Genomic DNA, 17,970 nt, shown 5'->3' with positions numbered 1-17,970 from the left:
AATGCAGTACTCAGGCGCTCGTATATTAATTGAATCTCTAATTGAGCAGGGAGTGGATACTATTTTCGGCTATCCCGGCGGCGCTGTCCTAAATATTTATGACGAACTCTACAAACACAGCGACAAAATTCGCCACATCCTTGTCAGCCACGAACAGCACGCGGCCCACGCCGCGGACGGTTATGCGCGTTCTACAGGGAAGACCGGAGTGTGCATCGCCACTTCAGGGCCGGGAGCGACAAACCTTATCACGGGAATCGCGACGGCGTACATGGACTCAACTCCGCTGGTGGCGATTACAGGCAACGTCCCCACAGGCATTCTAGGCAAAGACAGTTTTCAGGAAGTTGACATCACGGGCATCTCAATGCCCATAGTGAAGCACAACTGGATTGTAAAAAATGTTGATGACCTCGCGGAAGTGATTCGCGAAGCGTTTTTGCTTGCAGCCTCAGGCCGACCAGGGCCAGTACTCATCGACATACCGAAAGATATTACCGAGCGCACCGCCGAATGGACTCCTTTAAAGAAAGGCGAATTAAGAAACAATTCTCTTTCAGATCGCGCGAAGCGCCTTGACGAGCGCGTATCAAGGAGCAGATTTTCAGAAGAAGAAATAAAAGCAGCCGCGGAAATGATTAAGGAAGCAAAACGTCCTTTGCTTTACGCCGGCGGAGGCGTCATCAGCTCTGGAGCGGAGGGGGAACTTATCGCTCTTGCCGAGAAGCTTAACGCTCCCGTGGCGTTGAGCCTCATGGGAATAGGCGCTGTTACAAAAGATCACCGTCTTTGCACGGGACTTATCGGAATGCACGGAACCGTGGCTAGCAATAAAGCGACGCAGAAAGCGGATTTGCTCATGGCGATTGGAGCGCGTTTTTCAGATCGCGTTACAAGCAAGGCGGATATTTTCGCGAAGACCGCGAAGGTGATTCACTTTGACATTGATCCTGCCGAGATAGGCAAAAACATTGAAACCCACGCCTGCGTGGTGGGAAATTTAAAAGACACTCTTAAAAGCCTATTGTCAAATCTTCCAACTCGTCTTGAAACCGAATGGAACGGCGAAATTGAAAAATGGAAAACCCATCTGCCTCAAACCTACACCCACGAAGTCACATTCGCTAAAAACGCGCTACACCCGCGCTTTATTATAGAAGAAACCGCGAAGGCGCTTGGTCCGCAAACAATCGCCGTTACGGACGTAGGCCAACATCAGATGTGGACGGCGCAGTTTTTTCCAGCTGAGAAGCCAAGAACATTTATCAGCTCAGGCGGGCTTGGAACGATGGGCTTCGGTCTAGGAGCTGCCTGCGGCGCAAAAGTCGCTAACCCTAATAAACCTGTAGCGCTTTTTACAGGCGACGGCAGTTTCAGAATGAACTGCGCTGAGATGGCGACGCTCTCCAATAATAAAATCCCGCTATTAATAATAGTCTTTAACAACGGAGTCCTTGGCATGGTAAGGCAATGGCAGAGTTTCTTTTACGAAAGCCGCTACTCGCAAACGATTCTTGGCGCATACCCCGACTTCCTAAAACTCTGCGACGCTTATGGCATTAAAGGTTTCCGCGCCGGAGACAGGGAATCCTTTAAGAAAGCGCTCCACGCCGCGACAGCTGAACTATCCGCCGAAAGAGCCGCCCTAATCGAAGCCGACATAGACCGTGACGAAAACGTCTTACCGATGGTTCCTTCGGGCAAGCCAATTGATGAGCAGATTCTTTAATGAGCAATGAGCAATGAGCAGTGAATAATGAGCAATGAGCAGTGAGCAGTGAGCAATGAATGAATAATGAGCAATGAGCAATGAGCAATTAGTGAGGTTTATAAGCTAAGCGTGGGATATTACGATTAATTTTCGAACAACGAAATTGTTAATTGCTCACTGCTCACTGCTCACTGCTCATTGTCCCTACTCTCTCTGCGCTAAGTCCCACTCCATGGCGTTAATCGCGGATAGGTAGGCCATTATTGAGGCTTCAATTACGTCGGTGGATACGCCGCGGCCGTTCCAGCGGCGGCCGTCCATCGCTATTTTTACCATTGCTTCGCCTTGTGAAGATGAGCCGCCTGTTACGGCGCCGATTTCATAAAGTTCCAACTCCGGTTCTTTTTCCGTAATTTGATTGATCGCTTTGAAGATTGAGTCTATGGGGCCGTCGCCCAGGCATACCAATTTTTTTAAATCGCCGTCTTTATGCTGCAAGCGGATTACTCCCGCCGCGCCTAAAGCCGAACCTGTGTTCACAGCCCAATGATCCAGCTTCCACGTTTCGGGAACGGAGACAGCCCTGTCCATTACAAGGGCTTCAATGTCGCGGTCGCTGACAACTTTCTTTTTATCGGCAAGGTCCTTAAAGTCGGCAAAAATTTTCTCAAACGCCTGCTGGTTCACATTCAGTCCCAAATCTTTAAGACGCTCTTCAAAAGCGTGGCGGCCTGAATGTTTGCCCAGAACCATTCGGTTTTGCGGGATGCCGATTGACTGCGGCGTCATTATCTCGTAAGTTTCCCTCTTCGCCAACACTCCGTGCTGGTGAATTCCCGCTTCATGCGCGAACGCGTTATCGCCAACGATGGCCTTGTTCGGCTGAACCTTCACGCCCGTCACTTGTGACACAAGACGGCTTGCCGCGTATATCTGGCTGCTGTCGATTCCCGTATCAGCGGAAAAAAGGTCATGACGGACGCGCAGACTCATGACTAATTCTTCCAGAGACGCGTTTCCCGCCCGCTCCCCTATTCCGTTAATCGTACACTCAACCTGATCCGCTCCGTTGGCGACAGCAGCGATACTGTTCGCTACAGCCAGCCCCAAATCGTTGTGGCAATGCACGGACAGGGCCGCTTTTTCCATATGCGGAGTATGTTCTTTAATATAACGGACGCGCTCGCCAAATTCCGCCGGCATCGCGTATCCTACAGTGTCGGGGAAATTTACCGTCAACGCTCCGGCTTCAATTGCCGCGCCAAAAACCTTGCAGACAAAATCAGGATCGCTTCGGAAAGCGTCTTCGGCGGAAAACTCAACGTCATTGCAGAATTTTTTCGCGTACTTTACGGCGGAGACCGCCTGTTCCAGCACCTGATCGGGAGTCATCTTGAGCTTAAACTCCATATGCACGGGCGAAGTGGCAAGGAACACATGAACGCGCGGGCTGACAGCTTTTGCCAGCGCTTCTTTAGCCGCGTCAATATCGCTTTCACGGCTGCGGCAAAGTCCCGCCACGGAACAGTTGGTAATGATGCCGGCGATTGTCTTTACGGACTCAAGATCGCCCGGGCTTGATATGGGAAAACCCGCTTCAATTATATCCACTCCAAGTTTTTCAAGCCGCCTCGCGACTTCAATTTTTTCAGTCAGATTCATGCTGCATCCTGGAGCCTGCTCTCCGTCCCTGAGCGTAGTGTCAAAAATTTTTACGCGCCGTTTATCTTTGTCTGCCATTTTTGTCTCCTTTATTAGTAGTGTTTTGCCGCGTACTCGACCCAGCCGCCGGCTTCTACCAAAGCTTTTTCAAAATTTTTAAGGGTAAAAGAAACTGTTTTTTCTTTTCCGCCCGCTTTAAAACACAAACTGCCCTTGTCCGTATCAACAGCCAGCGTTGTTTTGACATCGGCGAATTCCTTAAACAGTTTATCCAACTCGTCCGCGGGAACTTCACAGGCGATCATGCCGCAGTTGTACATATTCTGCCTGAAGATACGGGCGAAACTTTCAGCGATAACGATGTTAATCCCGTTTACCTCAAACGCCCACGGAGCATGCTCGCGCGAAGAGCCGCAGCCGAAGTTTGCCCGCGCCATCACGGCTCCCTTTCCCGCAATGTCTTTTGCTGGATCAAAATTTTTTATTTTTAAGTCTTCCAAAAGATGGGGCTTTAACGCTTCCTTTGTATCAGCGGTTAAATATTTCGCGGGGATAATTTCATCGGTGTTAATATCGCCGCGGTCAAGAAATAAAACTTCTCCGCCAAATATTTTCATGACTGCCTCCCAATATCACTTGGCGCGGCAATCGCGCCCGCAATTGCGGAAGCCGCCGCGACAGCGGGACTAACGAGATGAACCGCGCCCCCCTTGCCCATGCGCCCGTAAAAATTGCGGTTTGTAGTGGAAGCGCAAACCTCCCCTTCGGCAAGCACTCCGTTGGACATTCCAAGACACGCTCCGCAAGTGGCGTTTGTCACGCAGCAGCCGCTCTCAATAAAAATCTGTATCAGTCCTTCTTTGAGCGCCCGCGCGTAAATGTCAGTGGTAGCGGGAGAAATGATCGCGCGTACAGAGTCGGCGATTTTTTTTCCGCGCAATACATTCGCCGCGGCGCGAAGGTCTTCAATTCTTCCGTTTGTGCAAGAGCCGATGTAGACTTGATCAATTTTAATACCGGCAAGTTCCCGTATCGGTTTTACCTCATCGGGCTTGTAGCCGACTGTAGCAAGCGGCTCCAGCTTTGAGCAGTCAATATCGACAACGCCGGAATACTCAGCGTCGTCATCGCTTGTCCATTTTGAGAAATCAGCAAGCGCTTCTTCTTTACTTGAATAAGTTTTATCGCCGCCAGGCCCAATAAACGGCCACAGATAATTCACTGTAGTCATGTCGGGCATACATACGCCGCTTGTCGCACCCGCTTCTATCGCCATATTGCAGATTGTCAGTCTGCCTTCCATGCTCATGGAAGAAATTACAGGACCGCGCAATTCCATAACTTTTCCCGACGCTCCCGAAACGCTGATTTTAGAAATGACGGCGAGTATTACATCCTTAGGAAAAACGCCCAGCGGTAATTCCCCAAGCAGATTGATCCGCAATGTTTCCGGCTTTCTGAAAGCGCAAACGCCTTTCAGTATCCCCACCTCAAGATCAGTAGTTCCGACACCTGCTGCAAAAGCCCCGAACGCGCCGTGCGTGCAAGTATGGCTGTCGCCCATAATAATAGTAAAGCCCGGACGGACAAATCCCTTTTCGGGAAAAATCGCATGGCACACGCCGTTACGTCCAATGTCAAAAAAGTCCTTAATGTTATGCCGCCGCGCCCAATCCCGCAGAGTTTTTCCCTGCAACGCGGTTTGCGAATCCTTAGCCGGCGTCACATGATCTATCACCGCCTTAATCTTTGCCGGATCAAAAACCTTGTCGAGTTTCTTTGAAACCAGATCGTTTATCGCCGCCGGAGTCGTAATCTCATGACAGAATACCCTGTCAAGCCTAAGCACAAATACGTCTTCAAACGGCTGATCAACAGTATGAGTCTCAAATATTTTTTGAGTAAGCGTTTTTCCCATAATTTTCCCTAATCGCATTATACGAATTTTTACAAATAACGGCAAGCCTTAACAGTGAGCAGTGAGCAGTGAGCAGTGAGCAATTTTGTTGTTCGTAAATTAATCGTAATAGCCCCACGCTAAACCTACGAACCTCACTAATTACTAATTATTCATTGCTAATTACTCATTACTCATTGCTCACTGCTCACTGCTAATTGCTCACTGCTAATTGCTCACTGCTCACTGCACACTGCACACTGCTCACTGCTCACTGCTCACTGCTCACTGCTCACTGCTCACTGCTCACTGCTCACTGCTTTTCCGGAAACAAAACAACCTGCACCGGCCCTGAGACTAGAATCTCCCTGCATAAAGTTTGAACGCTTTGAACGGTAACCGCTTTTATCGCGTCCGCCCTTGAGTTAAGCCTTGAAAGAGGCGTGTTGTAAAGAACAGATGAATTTGTATAACTCTGCGCTATGTGCAAATTTCTTTGAAGAGATCTTTCATGTTCTTTTAACAGGGCTTCTTTTGATTTGTTAAACGTATCTTGATTAAGGGGCTGTTTTGTAAGGCCGGTTAAAATATCGCGTACCGCGTTAATTAATTCTTCGGCGCGGGAAGGATTACACACAAAATACACGTTTATTCTGTATTCGCCGTATGGAATCACATCGACCGACACGCCGGCGGAAATTGAATATACTCCGCCCAATTTTTCGCGGATTTCATCGTTTAAAATTATTTCAAGGTATTCGGATAAAAGCGCCGCCGTTTGATTTCTCTGTTCGCTGAAATCAGCCGGCCCATTCACAGTCCACCTTAAATAAACCATGCTCTTATCATCTTTTCCCTTATAAATTGTCCTTCTGCCTTCGGCGGGCCGTTTTAACCCCGGATTATTCCACTTGTTCATCGGCTGAGAAACAGGTATAGAACCGATATAGACTGACGACAGTTCACGTATGACGTTAATATTAACATTGCCTGTAAATACAAAAGTATAATCGCCTGGGTTAATACACTGCCTTAAAAAATCATCCGCGTCTTTTATGGAAACTTTTGCGATATCGTCATACTCAAGTGGCTTAAAAAGAGGATGGTTATTGTAAAGCGTTTTTGTCAATTCATGCCAGAATACGCTTTCAGGATCGTCATTTTGATGTTTAAGCGTTGTTCTGTACTGATCAAGCATGGCGGAAATAGCCCTTTCATCAAGCCGGGGCTGCGTAAAGAAAAGATGTATCATCTGAAAAAGCGTTTTTAAATCCGCCGTTGTAGACGACCCCTGAAAGCCGCGGATAAAATTATGATTCCAGAAAGACGCCGACACTTGCTTCCCCGCGAGTTTTACTAAAAGCTCATTTCTTGAATACGGACCAAGACCGGACGCCGTTATCATTTCGGAAAGAAGATTTACGGAAACAATCGTTTTCTCGGTCGCGTTTGCCGTCCCTCCCTTTGCCATCGCGTATAACACAATTTCGTTGTTTTTATTCGCGGTCTCTTTAAAAATTACCTTTGCCCCGTTTGACAAAATGATGATATGCGCTCCTGTCGCCGAATCAATATTCTCTGATACTATATCCCCCGCGGTTGGCGCTTTGTCCATTAAATCTCCTGAAACCATGTTATCCTGTTTGCGCGTAATTTTAGCGGATTGGGTTTCCTTAAAGATTGATTTTATTTCTTTCGGCGTGGGAAGATTTTCCGCTTCCGCCTGCGGAGAAATTAAAAAGACGGTTATGTCATTCGCGGAATAATACCCCTTTACAGTTTGCAAAATATCCTTTAAGCCAATGCCTGGAAGCAGGGCGTTTACGGCGTTCACTTCCCATTCGATATCAGGCATTTCCTCGCCATATAAAAAATGACTGGTAAAGTCCCTAAAATACCTTCGCGATTCCGTTCTGTCCTTTTCAGATAACAATTTTTCCATGCGTGAAACAGTATTCATTTTAGCGAGTTCAAGCTCGCTCTCCGTAAATCCAAATCTTCTAATGGATTCTTTCTCCAATAAAAGTTCCCTAAGCGCGTCCCGCGCCATGCCCGTTTTAGGCTCCGTCCCCATTGAATAAAAACGCGCGTTATGCGCCCAACTCCAAACGCCGCCCCACGATTCGTTAGCCGCCGATTTGGGATCGGAGTGAGCTTCCTCAAAACGCAGCGAGAGCATATAATCAATTAAATAATCAATTAAGGTTTCCCTATAATAGCCGATAGTTCCTTTTCGCGCTCCTTTTTTCATTTTGTAATAAATCATAAAGTTAGTAGACGTAAGCTCGGGGTCCGTAATAATTTCAACGTTAAAATTGCCGTTTCTTGGCGGCGGCAGTTCAATTAGCGGTCGGTTTACAGGCTTGCTCGCGGGGGGCATTGTAAACTTTTGCGCTAACTGCGCTTCCAGTTTCTTTCCGTCAAAATCACCGATAAAAACAAGAGCCATATTGTCGCTTGTATACCAGCGCTCGTAAAATTCCCTTACCTGCCCTGATGTCGCGTTCTCGATAATTTCCGCAAGCCCGATTGGCTGGCGCTCGGCGTAAGCGCTTCCGGCAAAAAGAATTGGAAAGAGTCTTTTACGCACCCTGTCCATCGCGTCCGATCTTGTCCGCAATTCCTCAAGAACGACTCTGCCTTCGTTTGTTACGTCTTCGCTTAAAAAACTTACCGTATATGTCCAGTCGTCAAGAACAGCTAACGCCTTGTCAGGTATGCTTTTTACTCCCCCGACATTCTCTACCGGTATATCAAAGTGATAAACCGTTTCATCATAAGACGTATACGCGTTGGCGTCCGCCCCAAAACGCATTCCCAATGATCTAAAATATTCAATAATATCTTTATTTGGAAAACGTTTAGTTCCGTCAAACGCCAGATGCTCGACAAAATGCGCCAATCCCCTTTGATCTTCCCTTTCCAAAACCGAACCGGCGTTTACGACAAGCGCGAGCTTCGCCATGTTTTCAGGCAGGGAATTCTCCAATATATAATAACGCAATCCGTTTGGAAGTTTTCCAGTTATAGCACGGCTTGTAAGCGGGATAATATCCTCGCCCTTGCCCAAATTCCCGTAATCCGCCGCGGAAATTGATATACAGGTCAGAATAACGAATGTCAGTAATACCGAACATAAAATTAACGGTAATTGATTAAATTTTCTATTTGTTTTCATGCCGATATTATACAATAAATTGAGAATTAAAACAGAGTTATTCTAACCTGATCTTTGAGAAAAACATATCTAAAAAATTATGAGCCTTCTTTCACTATCTCAATTTTAATTCCGTCGGTTTGCTCCAGTTCGTCTTTAGGCGGAATTGTTACGCGAAGGATTCCGTTTTTGTATACGGCTTTTACTTTTTCCTGGGCGTATTTGTCCAGAGGCGCAAAGTACTTCTGTCTTTCGATGTCTTTCATTTTAAGGCGGCGTTTAAAGTAGCGGACATTTTCCTCCGCTTGAAGTCTCGCGGGGTTGTCGGCTTGAGCGCTTACGGAACTGTCAATCCGCGCCGAAAAGACCATGTAGTCGCCCTGAAAAGAGAGGCTGATGTCTTTTTCATCAAAACCCGCCAAAGCGAATTCAAAGACCAGCGACCTGTCTTCCGTCATGAAAACATTCATAGGCGGGTAGGAATAGTTTGGGTAAAAATCGGTGTTTTCGTCGAAGAACTGTTTGCCGAAGTTAAATGGCCCGTTGGTGAACCTATTGTCCCCGTTACAGTTGTTAAAATTCCTGTGGAATTGATCCTTAAATTCCTGAGCCGCGTCGAAAATCTCGTCAAAAATACTGCCAAGATCCGTGTAATTTCTTGTACCTTTCATACAATCTCCTCGCCGGGAACGCTCTCGCCTTTCCCCGGCCTTCAAGGTGAATTTAGAACCCCCATACGGGCGATTCTTTTGGGCTTTAGCCCTCTGTATTAGAATTTACATTAGATATTATAAAAAGTCAAATTTTTTCGAGAAGAGTTCACACAAAGGACACAAAGGTACAAAGAACACAAAGAGGGAAGAGGGGGTTCTTGTCCGAGAGCTATGCGTGGATTTTACGATTAGTCAGGGTACAACGATATTATTAGTTTTTTTGATATGGGTGATAGGTATCAGGCAATTGTATAGAAAAAACGTCCGTTTTTTTTGAGCATTATATATATTTAAAATAATCATTAATATTTTAAAATAATATCACAATATTTCATTCTTTGTCAAGTAAAATTATAAAATAATATAATGTTTTATAATAAAAACCGTTAATTTTTATCAATACTATACAAGATTTGTTGAAAAAAAAGCTAAAAAACTACTAATAACGCTCAAAAAAAACGGAGGTTTATTTATGACAGTTAAAAGAATAATTTCATTATTCGGGATTATTGCTTTCGCAGCGATGTTGATTTTCGCGCTGGCAGGTTGTGAAGAGACTAAAGTGTCTCTTATAACTCCTGAGACTCCGCCACCTAGCGGTACTGTCATTAACATAGCCGCCATAAAAGGCGTTATAGTTCCGGCTTATGGCTTAACTCCTATTACGTCCATTACCGAAAATGAGCAGTACAGAGGAGCCGTAACATGGAACGACAATCCCTCCACTTTTGGCGCTTTAACTTCATATACGGCAATCATTACGCTTACAGCAAAAGACGGCTTTACCCTGGAAGGAGTAGCCGCTAACTTCTTTACGGTTGTGGGAGCGACATCGGTAAGTAACGCCGCTAATTCCGGCGTTATTACAGCGATTTTTCCGGCAACAGACTCAAGACTTGTTAACAGTATCGAAATTAAAACACAGCCGAATAAACTAACCTATACGCACGAAGACACTCTTGATTTAGCGGGACTTGTAATAACGCTGACATACGATAATGGTACGAGAGTAGAAGTTATTGCTGAAAATTTTCCAATTAAAAGCATAACCACCGAACCTGAGCAAGGTGATATATTGTATTATGTAACGAACAATGATAAGCCGATTAAGATAAAATACGGCAGTCTGACGTGTAATACCAATAATTTGAGCATCATTTTTCCAACCTTTACAACCATTGCCGATTTGGAAACATATTTACAAAGCAAGCCTGCCAACACTGCCGACAATCCCTACATCGTTGTGTTGAATGTGAACGATATTTCAACATTAAAAACAACTCTTGACAGAGCGTCAAAATACGTCTACCTTGACCTTTCGGGCAGTACAATAAACAACATTCCAAATTCTGTTTTCTCATCATATTCATATTCATATTCATCAGATTATATTTCATTATATTATAGAGGAACTCCCACGCTTACAGGTATAACAATACCCGACAGCGTGACGAGCATCGGCTATACTGTGTTCTCCGGTTGCAACGACCTTACGAGCATCACTGTAGCAAGCGGCAATACGGTATACCGAAGCGAAGGAAACTGCGTAATACAAATAAACGACAACAAGTTAATACTTGGTATAAAAACCAGCATTATACCCAACAACGTGACGAGCATCGGCAATTCTGCGTTCACCGGTTGCACCGGCCTGACGAGCATAACGATACCTGACAGCGTGACGAGCATCGGCGGTTTGGCGTTCGCATATTGCAACGACTTGACGAGCATAACGATACCTAACAGCGTGACGAGCATCGGCAATTCTGCGTTCACCGATTGCACCGGCCTGACGAGCATAACGATACCCAACAACGTGACGAGCATCGGCAATCCTGCGTTCACCGGTTGCACCGGCCTGACGAGCATCACTGTAGCAAGCGGCAATACGGTATATCGGAGCGAAGGGAACTGCCTAATACAAATAAGCGACAATAAGCTAATACAAGGAATCAAAACCAGCATTATACCCGACAGCGTGACTAGCATCGACAATGAGGCGTTCTTCGGTTGCAGCGGCCTGACGAGCGTAACGATACCTAACGGCGTGACGATCATCGGCGATTCTGCGTTCTACGGTTGCAGCGGCCTGACGAGCGTAACGATACCCGACAGCGTGACGATCATCCGCAGGGAAGCGTTCTCCAGATGCAGCGGCCTGACGAGTATCACTGTAGCAAGCGACAATTCGGTATACCGAAGTGAAGGAAACTGCTTAATACAAATAAGCAACAATATTTTAATACTGGGCATTAAAACCAGCGTTATACCGGACAACGTGACGAGCATCGGCAATTCTGCGTTCACCGGTTGCACCGGCCTGACGAGCGTAACGATACCCGACAGCGTGACTAGCATCGGCAATTCTGCGTTCTACGGTTGCACCGGCCTGACGAGCGTAACGTTTCAAGGGACGATTACTTCGGCGAATTTTATCACTGATGCTTTTAACATTGGTGACTTGCGAGATAAGTATCTTGCCGGAGGCATAGGAACGTACACGAGGTCAAACACCGGCTACTTTGGAACGTGGACGAAACAGTAGGAAAGAGTGAAGCGCAATGTCGCAGATGAGCGGCATTGCGTTTTTGTAGAGTGTAAAGTCTTGAGGAGTATAATATTTTTTAAAAGGAGATTAAAATTATGACAAGTACAAGTTTTTCTGTAGATAGCAAAAGTAAAAAAATGAAGTCTTGTAAATTATTCGGGCTTATCGTTCTAACATTGGCAATCGGGTTATTGACGGCAGCTTGCGACAGTTCCTCAGACGGCGGCAATCCTGACAAAACCGACACCGGTTCCAATATTGACGGCACTGGCGGCGGCGCTAATAATAACCCAGGAGGTAACGCTTTATCGGGTATGTACTATCGCGAGTTTGAATATAATGAATATCAAATTCAATTTAACAGCGACGGTTCTTATACATTAACTAATTCCCTGGGTACAGAAACAGGCGCATACGCGGTATCAGACAATAAAGTAACTATTAAGAATTTCACTTTTAATATTTACGATTCAAATACTCTTACGCTCGCGTCTATCGGCAATTCGAATAATTTTCCTATTACGTTTCTTAAAGACGGCAGTTATTATCCTGTTTCAGGCACATATAGCGCGACCGTTGGCGGCGCTCGCTTCTACTGGACTTTTGACAGCGATGGCACTTGCGCGCTTGACGGAAGCGCAAACAGCGGCAAAGACCGCTTTAAATGGTCATATACAATTTCAGAAAGAATGGTATACGCGACTTATATGCCTGTCAACAGCACTAGCGATAATTATAAATTTGTAACTATAGATTCAAATACCATTAAAGACGCAAGTGGGTACCTTTGGAGAAAGCAGTAAACGCGACAGAGAGTCACGCAATAGTGCCTGCTGCCGAATTCTCGTATATACTCTGCCCTACAGGGGGACACGCAAACATACATCCTATGATTTATCAAGACCAAGTTCTCTGTGAAAATATTTTAATGAAGCATAACGGCAGAATGCGGAAACCGGAAGGGTCGGGTTTTTTAAGCGGCGGCGGATTTCTTTTTTATACATTGCCACATAAGATGAAAATTGTTTTCTGATAAGGTGTTCCCGCTGTTTGTAAATATTATATTCATGCTGACGGATTGTAACAGGGGCAGGATCAATATATTTAGATGAATCGATAATTACCACGGCTTTAGAGTAGTCAAGACCGTTGTTTTGACCGGAAGAATTGTCCGCAATGAAACAATATGGGTGCGTAATATGGGAACGAAGCGGGATAGCATAGGTAAGCCCGTCTATTTCAAGAAGTAACACATAATATGGTCGTTCTTCTTTTTTTAGAATTTCTTCAAACTGACCGAATTGTGAATAAAAAGTGGCGCTCAAACGGTGAAATTCCATGATTATCCTTAAAAAAAACGCCCGCAAGGGCGTAAAAAATAGGGCTTTTTTTTGATTAACGTGATTGCGCCCTACAATCACTTCACCGATCGAACTTTCTTTTGATTAACGTGATTGCGTTCTACAATCACTTCATATTACAAAAATACATTATTATCCATGTAATGTCAAGAAAAATCTCTGTAATATCTAAATCTTCCCTCGTACTTCTTGGTACGCGCCGCGTGTCTGACACACCGCTTTCTCATATTGTCGTTTGACAGGCGGCCACCGTATATGTTAAGTTAATAAGAAAATAACCGCGGAGTTTTGGTACGAAACATGGATGAAAATAACCAAACAGAGAAAAAGGCAGTCAAAGACATTTTCAACAAGGAGACGGGCAAATTGATGTTTACCACGTTTCCGGATGCTTTGCGTATTGACATTCAATACAAATTGGCAAAAGACGCGACGGATACGACCGCGGAATTTACGTTGGAGGGCATAGTCAACTACGAAGGCAATACCCGAACCTACGCGATGCCGGACGATGGGTACATTTTGGAAAAGCTGCAAAGTTTGCCGCCAGCGGAAAGGCGGTTGGCGTTTGAATATCAAATAGTTATGACGCCGGACGGTAAAGCCGGATACGGCGAATGGTCGCTGGACGACGGCAAGGTACGGCTTTTTCGTAACCATCCCGGCGTAGAACAAATCTTTTCTGAAATTGGTATGCTGGAAGCCGCCAAGTAAACGCGTTTTGTCTGACGCCACTTTTTGGATTTTTCTAGAAGAGTTCACACAAAGGACACAAAGGTACAAAGATCACAAAGGGGATTAGGGTTATTGTCCGTAATCTTATAGTGAGGCTCAAGCTTATGCTTCGGACAAAAACCCCTGATTCCTCTTTGTGTCCTTCTCTTCCTTAGTGATCTTTGTGTGAAATCTTCTCGAAAAAATCAAAATTTGTGAATAATGTTTTAGTTGTTACAGAGTAGTACTAATAACCAGCGGCGGTTCCGCCCGCTAAAAGTTTTACGGCGGAGCTTGTGCCTATCCGCGCGGCTCCAGCGTTTATGAAGGCTTCCAAGTCTTCGCGCGTTTTTACGCCGCCAGCGGCTTTTATTTTTACTCTCGCGCCGATGTGATTTTTAAAAAGCCGCACGTCCGCCAGAGTCGCGCCTGCGGTCCCAAAACCGGTAGAAGTCTTGATAAAGTCAGCGCCGGCTTCGGTAACAATTTCGCATAGGCGGATTTTTTCGTCTTCCGTTAAATAGCAGGTTTCTATTATCACTTTTAATATTTTTTCGCCGCAAGCTTTTTTAATAAGCTTGATTTCTTCAAGAGTAAAATCAAAGCGCTTATTTTTTACATCGCCGACATTTATCACCATGTCGATTTCATTCGCGCCGCTTAGAATAGCGCGTTCGGCTTCCAGAACTTTCGCTGCGGTTATTGAATAGCCAAGAGGAAAGCCGATGACGGTGCAGATATTCAAGTTTTTAAATTCATTATGAATTGGGTTTACATAAGAAGGCGGAACGCATACGGAAGCGGTTTTAAATTTAACCGCCTCATCGCACAGTACTTTTATTTCTTCCCATGAAGAAGTCATCTTTAGGAGCGTATGATCTATCTTAGATAAAATCTCTTCATTAGTCATTTTACTTCTCCTATTTGTTTTGACCTGACCACTCCAGAGTGGTCAGGCAAACATCAATTACACTCTCTAACGCAGGAAGTACCTTAAAATGAATACTACAAAAAGTACCCATGTCACTACGGTAATGTCCTTTAATTTTCCGGTCACAACTTTAAGAATCACATAGGAGAGAACTCCGTATACGATACCTTCAGCGATGCTGTACGCGAAAGGCATCATCACAATCGCGATGAACGCGGGAATGCCTTCGGTTGGATCCTTAAAATCAATTGTTGTTACTGGCTGTACCATGAGGAAGCCGACAAAAATCAAAGCCGGAGCCGTAGCCGCGTTTGGAATCAGGAGGAACAGGGGCGATAGGAACAATGCCAACAGGAACATAATCGCCGTAACAAGGCTTGTAAGTCCCGTGCGTCCTCCAGCGGCGACACCCGCGCTGCTTTCAATGTAACTTGTAACCGTTGAAGTGCCAAGCGCTGCGCCAACTGACGTGCCAAGCGCGTCAGAAAAAAGAGCCTGCTTTACGCGGGGAATGTTGCCGTCTTTATCAATAAGGCCGGCCTGAGTGGTAACTCCTACCAATGTTCCCACAGTATCAAAAATGTCAACAAACAGGAATGTAAAGAATACTATAAAGAAATTAAAACTTAAAACTTTTGTAAAATCAAATTTAAAAAGCAACGGAGCGTCGGGCGCGGCAAACGGCTTCCAGCCTGACCAACCGCCGAAAGGCTGGGTAATTCCCATTGGTATTCCAATAATCGTGGTAGCGAGAATACCGATAAGAATGGCGCCGGGAACTTTTAAAACATACAGTACGATAATAATCGCGAGACCGATAAGCGCCAACAGCGCGTCTCCTGAAGTTATGTTGCCTAACCCTACAATTGTACCGGAGTTGCCGACGACAATATTAGCGTTCGCGAATCCAATCAGCGCGATAAATAAACCTATGCCCACGGCGACCGCTTTTTTCATATTCGAGGGAATAGCTTTTATAATAGCCTCGCGGACGTTAAACAAGGAAAGAACCATAAACAGGATACCTTCAAGGAAAACCGCGGTAAGCGCGATTTGCCAAGTGTAACCCATGTGCAATATTACCGTATAGACAAAGAAAGCGTTAAGCCCCATGCCCGGAGCAAGAGCGATAGGCAAGTTAGCCGTAAACGCCATCACTATAGTGGCAATTGCCGCCGCAAGCGCCGTCGCTGTAAAGATGCCTCCCCACGGCATGCCCACAAACAGTTCAGCGTCGGCGAACCTTCCGCTTAATATCCCCGGATTAACCGCAAGAATGTAAGCCATAGTTAAAAATGTTGTAAGACCCGCTACGATCTCCCGCTGGTACGTTGTACCATTTTCCTTTAACTTGAAAAGTTTCTCCATCTTTTCCTCCTCCTCAATAGTGTTAATGGCGGTTTACGACGTTCTGCCGAAGGCAGAATGTAGGGCGGCTACGCCGCCCGTAAACCGCTACGCTAAACGACGTTTTAATGTCGTTTAGCGTGAATGTATCTGCCGTTTTAATGGCAGATACATTCATTTTACATACAATGGCCGTTCCACATATTTAGTGTGGAGCAGCTTATGCGCTTTGTGACCGCCGGGCTCTCCAAGGAATTCCTTGTAAACCTGGCCTATATATGGATTTTGATGCGAACAGCGGTACTGGGACTTTTGATCGTCGGCGTAAAGGCCGCCCGTGCGCTGTTTGCGAATATCATCCGTACAGCCATAAGGCTGCCCTCCGCCCGCGATACATCCTCCTCTGCACGCCATTACTTCTATAAAGTGGTATGGCGGCTCTTTACCGGCTTTTTTCGCCTCGCGGAGCTTGTCCAAAACAGCAGCGATATTTCCCATCTGATGGGCTACCGCGATTCGTATCTTTGTCCCGTTGCCAAAATCAACTTCCCCTTCCTTCACGCCCTCAAGCCCGCGGACGGGTTTAAAGTCCACGTCGGGGAGTTCCTTTTTTGTAACAAGGTAGTAAGCGCTGCGGACCGCCGCTTCCATTACTCCGCCCGTTACGCCAAAAATTGTTCCGGCTCCGGTGTACGGCCCTAACGGATTGTCAGCCTCTTCTTCGTCAAGCTTCAGTATTTCAATTCCCGCCTGTTTGATCATCCGCGAGAGTTCCCTTGTCGTAATTACAATGTCAACATCGTAACCGTGGCCTGCGCTCTTCATGTCGTCATTGCGTTTTGTTTCCCACTTCTTCGCAGTACACGGCATGACCGATACCGAATACACCTTATCGGGATCAACTCCGGCTTTTTCCGCCCAGTAAGCTTTAATCATCGCGCCCATCATCTGCTGGGGGGATTTCGCGGTTGAAAAATTTGGAATCATGTCGTTGTAATACTTTTCCATATAATCTACCCAAGCCGGGCAGCAGGAAGTTATAAGAGGAATGACGCTGTTTTTTTCGCTCAGGCGTTTTACAAGTTCGGAGCCTTCTTCCATGATGGTAAGGTCGGCTGAAAAGTTTGTGTCAAAGACCGTTTTAAACCCTAAGCGGCGCAGGGCGGCGTATATCTTTTTTGTAAAAACCGTACCCGGTTCAAGGCCGAATTCTTCAGCTAACGCGACGCGCACGGCGGGGGCAATTTGCACGACCGGGTGCTTTTCCTTGTCTTGAAGGGCGTTCCACACCTTTACCGTGTCGTCTCTTTCATAAATCGCGCCAACGGGGCAATGCGCGGCGCACTGTCCGCACTTGATGCACGGGCTTTCACCTAACGGAGCGTCCGCCGCGCTGGCGATTTTTCCGTGTATGCCCCGGCCTAGGAATTCCAGCGCCCATACGTTCTGCACGTCCTGGCACACCTTTACGCATCTGCCGCAACGGATGCACTTTTCGGGGCAAAGCACGATCGCGGGGTTGGAATCGTCCACGGGAATATCGTTCTTTATTTTTAAGAAAGGCGCTTCCCTAAGCCCGAATTCGGAGGCGAGATTTTGAAGCTCGCAGGACTGGTTGCGAGGGCATTGCAGGCAGTCATTGGGGTGATTGGAGAGGATAAGCTCCAAAACAGTGCGCCTGACCGAGATAATTTCAGGGTCGTGGGTAACAATGTTCATGTTAGGCTCGCACGCCGTACAGCAGGCGCGAACCATTTTGGCGGAACCCGCGAGACGCACAATGCAAATGCCGCATGACGACCACGGCGAAAGATCGGGGTTATAACACAGCCGTGGAATTTTTATATTCACCATTTCGGCAGCCTGAAGGATCGTCGTCCCCGGTTCCACTTCAAGCGTTTTTCCGTTTATTGTCAAGTTAATCATGTT

At 46.1% G+C, this 17,970-nt stretch carries 14 protein-coding genes; 4 read left to right on the top strand and 10 right to left on the bottom strand.

Annotated features, from left to right (window positions below):
• Nucleotide 1: 1 nt before the first annotated feature.
• A complete protein-coding gene (ilvB, locus tag ACYVRA_RS10955) occupies nucleotides 2-1,729 on the top strand; it encodes a biosynthetic-type acetolactate synthase large subunit (RefSeq protein WP_461252781.1) in 1,728 nt (575 codons plus the stop codon).
• 186 nt (nucleotides 1,730-1,915) lie between these two features.
• Here the strand turns inward: ilvB and ACYVRA_RS10950 are convergent, their stop codons facing one another.
• From ACYVRA_RS10950 to ACYVRA_RS10930, 5 genes are all read right to left on the bottom strand, one after another.
• Nucleotides 1,916-3,451 carry a 2-isopropylmalate synthase gene (locus ACYVRA_RS10950; RefSeq protein WP_461252742.1) on the bottom strand — a complete coding sequence of 512 codons (1,536 nt, stop codon included), beginning with the start codon at nucleotides 3,449-3,451 and terminating at the stop codon, nucleotides 1,916-1,918.
• A gap of 14 nt (nucleotides 3,452-3,465) precedes the next feature.
• Nucleotides 3,466-3,990 (bottom strand): 3-isopropylmalate dehydratase small subunit, encoded by a 525-nt coding sequence (locus tag ACYVRA_RS10945; RefSeq protein ID WP_461252741.1) that lies wholly within the window; start codon nucleotides 3,988-3,990, stop codon nucleotides 3,466-3,468.
• Complete coding sequence (locus ACYVRA_RS10940; protein ID WP_461252740.1) at nucleotides 3,987-5,291, bottom strand: 3-isopropylmalate dehydratase large subunit; 1,305 nt, start codon at nucleotides 5,289-5,291, stop codon at nucleotides 3,987-3,989. The genes ACYVRA_RS10945 and ACYVRA_RS10940 overlap by 4 nt, the downstream gene beginning before the upstream one ends.
• A 292-nt stretch (nucleotides 5,292-5,583) precedes the next feature.
• The gene (locus tag ACYVRA_RS10935; protein ID WP_461252739.1) at nucleotides 5,584-8,448 is read right to left on the bottom strand and encodes a M16 family metallopeptidase; all 2,865 of its coding nucleotides are present in this window, start codon (nucleotides 8,446-8,448) and stop codon (nucleotides 5,584-5,586) included.
• Between the two features lie 77 nt (nucleotides 8,449-8,525).
• A complete protein-coding gene (locus tag ACYVRA_RS10930) occupies nucleotides 8,526-9,098 on the bottom strand; it encodes an Hsp20/alpha crystallin family protein (protein ID WP_461252738.1) in 573 nt (190 codons plus the stop codon).
• 514 nt (nucleotides 9,099-9,612) lie between these two features.
• Here ACYVRA_RS10930 and ACYVRA_RS10925 point away from each other — a divergent pair.
• Both ACYVRA_RS10925 and ACYVRA_RS10920 read left to right on the top strand, forming a co-directional pair.
• Nucleotides 9,613-11,685 carry a leucine-rich repeat domain-containing protein gene (locus ACYVRA_RS10925; protein ID WP_461252737.1) on the top strand — a complete coding sequence of 691 codons (2,073 nt, stop codon included), beginning with the start codon at nucleotides 9,613-9,615 and terminating at the stop codon, nucleotides 11,683-11,685.
• Nucleotides 11,686-11,783: 98 nt separating this feature from the next.
• Entirely contained in the window at nucleotides 11,784-12,491 is a 708-nt protein-coding gene (locus ACYVRA_RS10920) for a hypothetical protein (protein WP_461252736.1), read from the top strand.
• Nucleotides 12,492-12,575: 84 nt separating this feature from the next.
• Here the strand turns inward: ACYVRA_RS10920 and tenpIN are convergent, their stop codons facing one another.
• A complete protein-coding gene (gene tenpIN / locus ACYVRA_RS10915) occupies nucleotides 12,576-13,013 on the bottom strand; it encodes a type III toxin-antitoxin system TenpIN family toxin (RefSeq protein ID WP_461252735.1) in 438 nt (145 codons plus the stop codon).
• Between the two features lie 336 nt (nucleotides 13,014-13,349).
• Between tenpIN and ACYVRA_RS10910 the strand changes: the two genes are divergently transcribed.
• Nucleotides 13,350-13,763, top strand: a complete 414-nt coding sequence (locus ACYVRA_RS10910) for a hypothetical protein (RefSeq protein ID WP_461252734.1) — start codon at nucleotides 13,350-13,352, stop codon at nucleotides 13,761-13,763.
• Nucleotides 13,764-14,010: 247 nt separating this feature from the next.
• Here the strand turns inward: ACYVRA_RS10910 and deoC are convergent, their stop codons facing one another.
• The 4 genes from deoC to ACYVRA_RS10890 form a co-directional block, all read right to left on the bottom strand.
• Nucleotides 14,011-14,673, bottom strand: coding sequence for a deoxyribose-phosphate aldolase (gene deoC / locus ACYVRA_RS10905; protein WP_461252733.1), 663 nt, complete (start codon nucleotides 14,671-14,673; stop codon nucleotides 14,011-14,013).
• Nucleotides 14,674-14,739: 66 nt separating this feature from the next.
• A complete protein-coding gene (locus ACYVRA_RS10900; RefSeq protein WP_461252732.1) occupies nucleotides 14,740-16,062 on the bottom strand; it encodes an NCS2 family permease in 1,323 nt (440 codons plus the stop codon).
• Between the two features lie 22 nt (nucleotides 16,063-16,084).
• On the bottom strand, nucleotides 16,085-16,219 hold the full coding sequence (locus tag ACYVRA_RS10895; RefSeq protein ID WP_461252731.1) for a hypothetical protein: 135 nt from the start codon (nucleotides 16,217-16,219) through the stop codon (nucleotides 16,085-16,087).
• Nucleotides 16,216-17,967, bottom strand: a complete 1,752-nt coding sequence (locus ACYVRA_RS10890) for an NADH-dependent [FeFe] hydrogenase, group A6 (protein ID WP_461252730.1) — start codon at nucleotides 17,965-17,967, stop codon at nucleotides 16,216-16,218. The genes ACYVRA_RS10895 and ACYVRA_RS10890 overlap by 4 nt, the downstream gene beginning before the upstream one ends.
• Nucleotides 17,968-17,970: the final 3 nt, after the last annotated feature.

This window comes from Treponema sp. R8-4-B8 (assembly GCF_054786175.1).
This window is presented reverse-complemented; position numbering and strand designations above follow the sequence as displayed.

Bases quoted from the DNA above. Each gene is read 5' to 3' on its own strand.
- ACYVRA_RS10920 (WP_461252736.1), top strand. From the start codon at position 11,784: ATGACAAGTACAAGTTTTTCTGTAGATAGCAAAAGTAAAAAAATGAAG.
- ACYVRA_RS10895 (WP_461252731.1), bottom strand. From the start codon at position 16,219: ATGAATGTATCTGCCATTAAAACGGCAGATACATTCACGCTAAACGAC.
- ACYVRA_RS10935 (WP_461252739.1), bottom strand. From the start codon at position 8,448: ATGAAAACAAATAGAAAATTTAATCAATTACCGTTAATTTTATGTTCG.
- ACYVRA_RS10910 (WP_461252734.1), top strand. From the start codon at position 13,350: ATGGATGAAAATAACCAAACAGAGAAAAAGGCAGTCAAAGACATTTTC.
- ACYVRA_RS10890 (WP_461252730.1), bottom strand. From the start codon at position 17,967: ATGATTAACTTGACAATAAACGGAAAAACGCTTGAAGTGGAACCGGGG.
- ACYVRA_RS10940 (WP_461252740.1), bottom strand. From the start codon at position 5,291: ATGGGAAAAACGCTTACTCAAAAAATATTTGAGACTCATACTGTTGAT.
- ACYVRA_RS10900 (WP_461252732.1), bottom strand. From the start codon at position 16,062: ATGGAGAAACTTTTCAAGTTAAAGGAAAATGGTACAACGTACCAGCGG.
- ACYVRA_RS10950 (WP_461252742.1), bottom strand. From the start codon at position 3,451: ATGGCAGACAAAGATAAACGGCGCGTAAAAATTTTTGACACTACGCTC.
- ACYVRA_RS10930 (WP_461252738.1), bottom strand. From the start codon at position 9,098: ATGAAAGGTACAAGAAATTACACGGATCTTGGCAGTATTTTTGACGAG.
- deoC (WP_461252733.1), bottom strand. From the start codon at position 14,673: ATGACTAATGAAGAGATTTTATCTAAGATAGATCATACGCTCCTAAAG.
- ACYVRA_RS10925 (WP_461252737.1), top strand. From the start codon at position 9,613: ATGACAGTTAAAAGAATAATTTCATTATTCGGGATTATTGCTTTCGCA.
- ACYVRA_RS10945 (WP_461252741.1), bottom strand. From the start codon at position 3,990: ATGAAAATATTTGGCGGAGAAGTTTTATTTCTTGACCGCGGCGATATT.
- ilvB (WP_461252781.1), top strand. From the start codon at position 2: ATGCAGTACTCAGGCGCTCGTATATTAATTGAATCTCTAATTGAGCAG.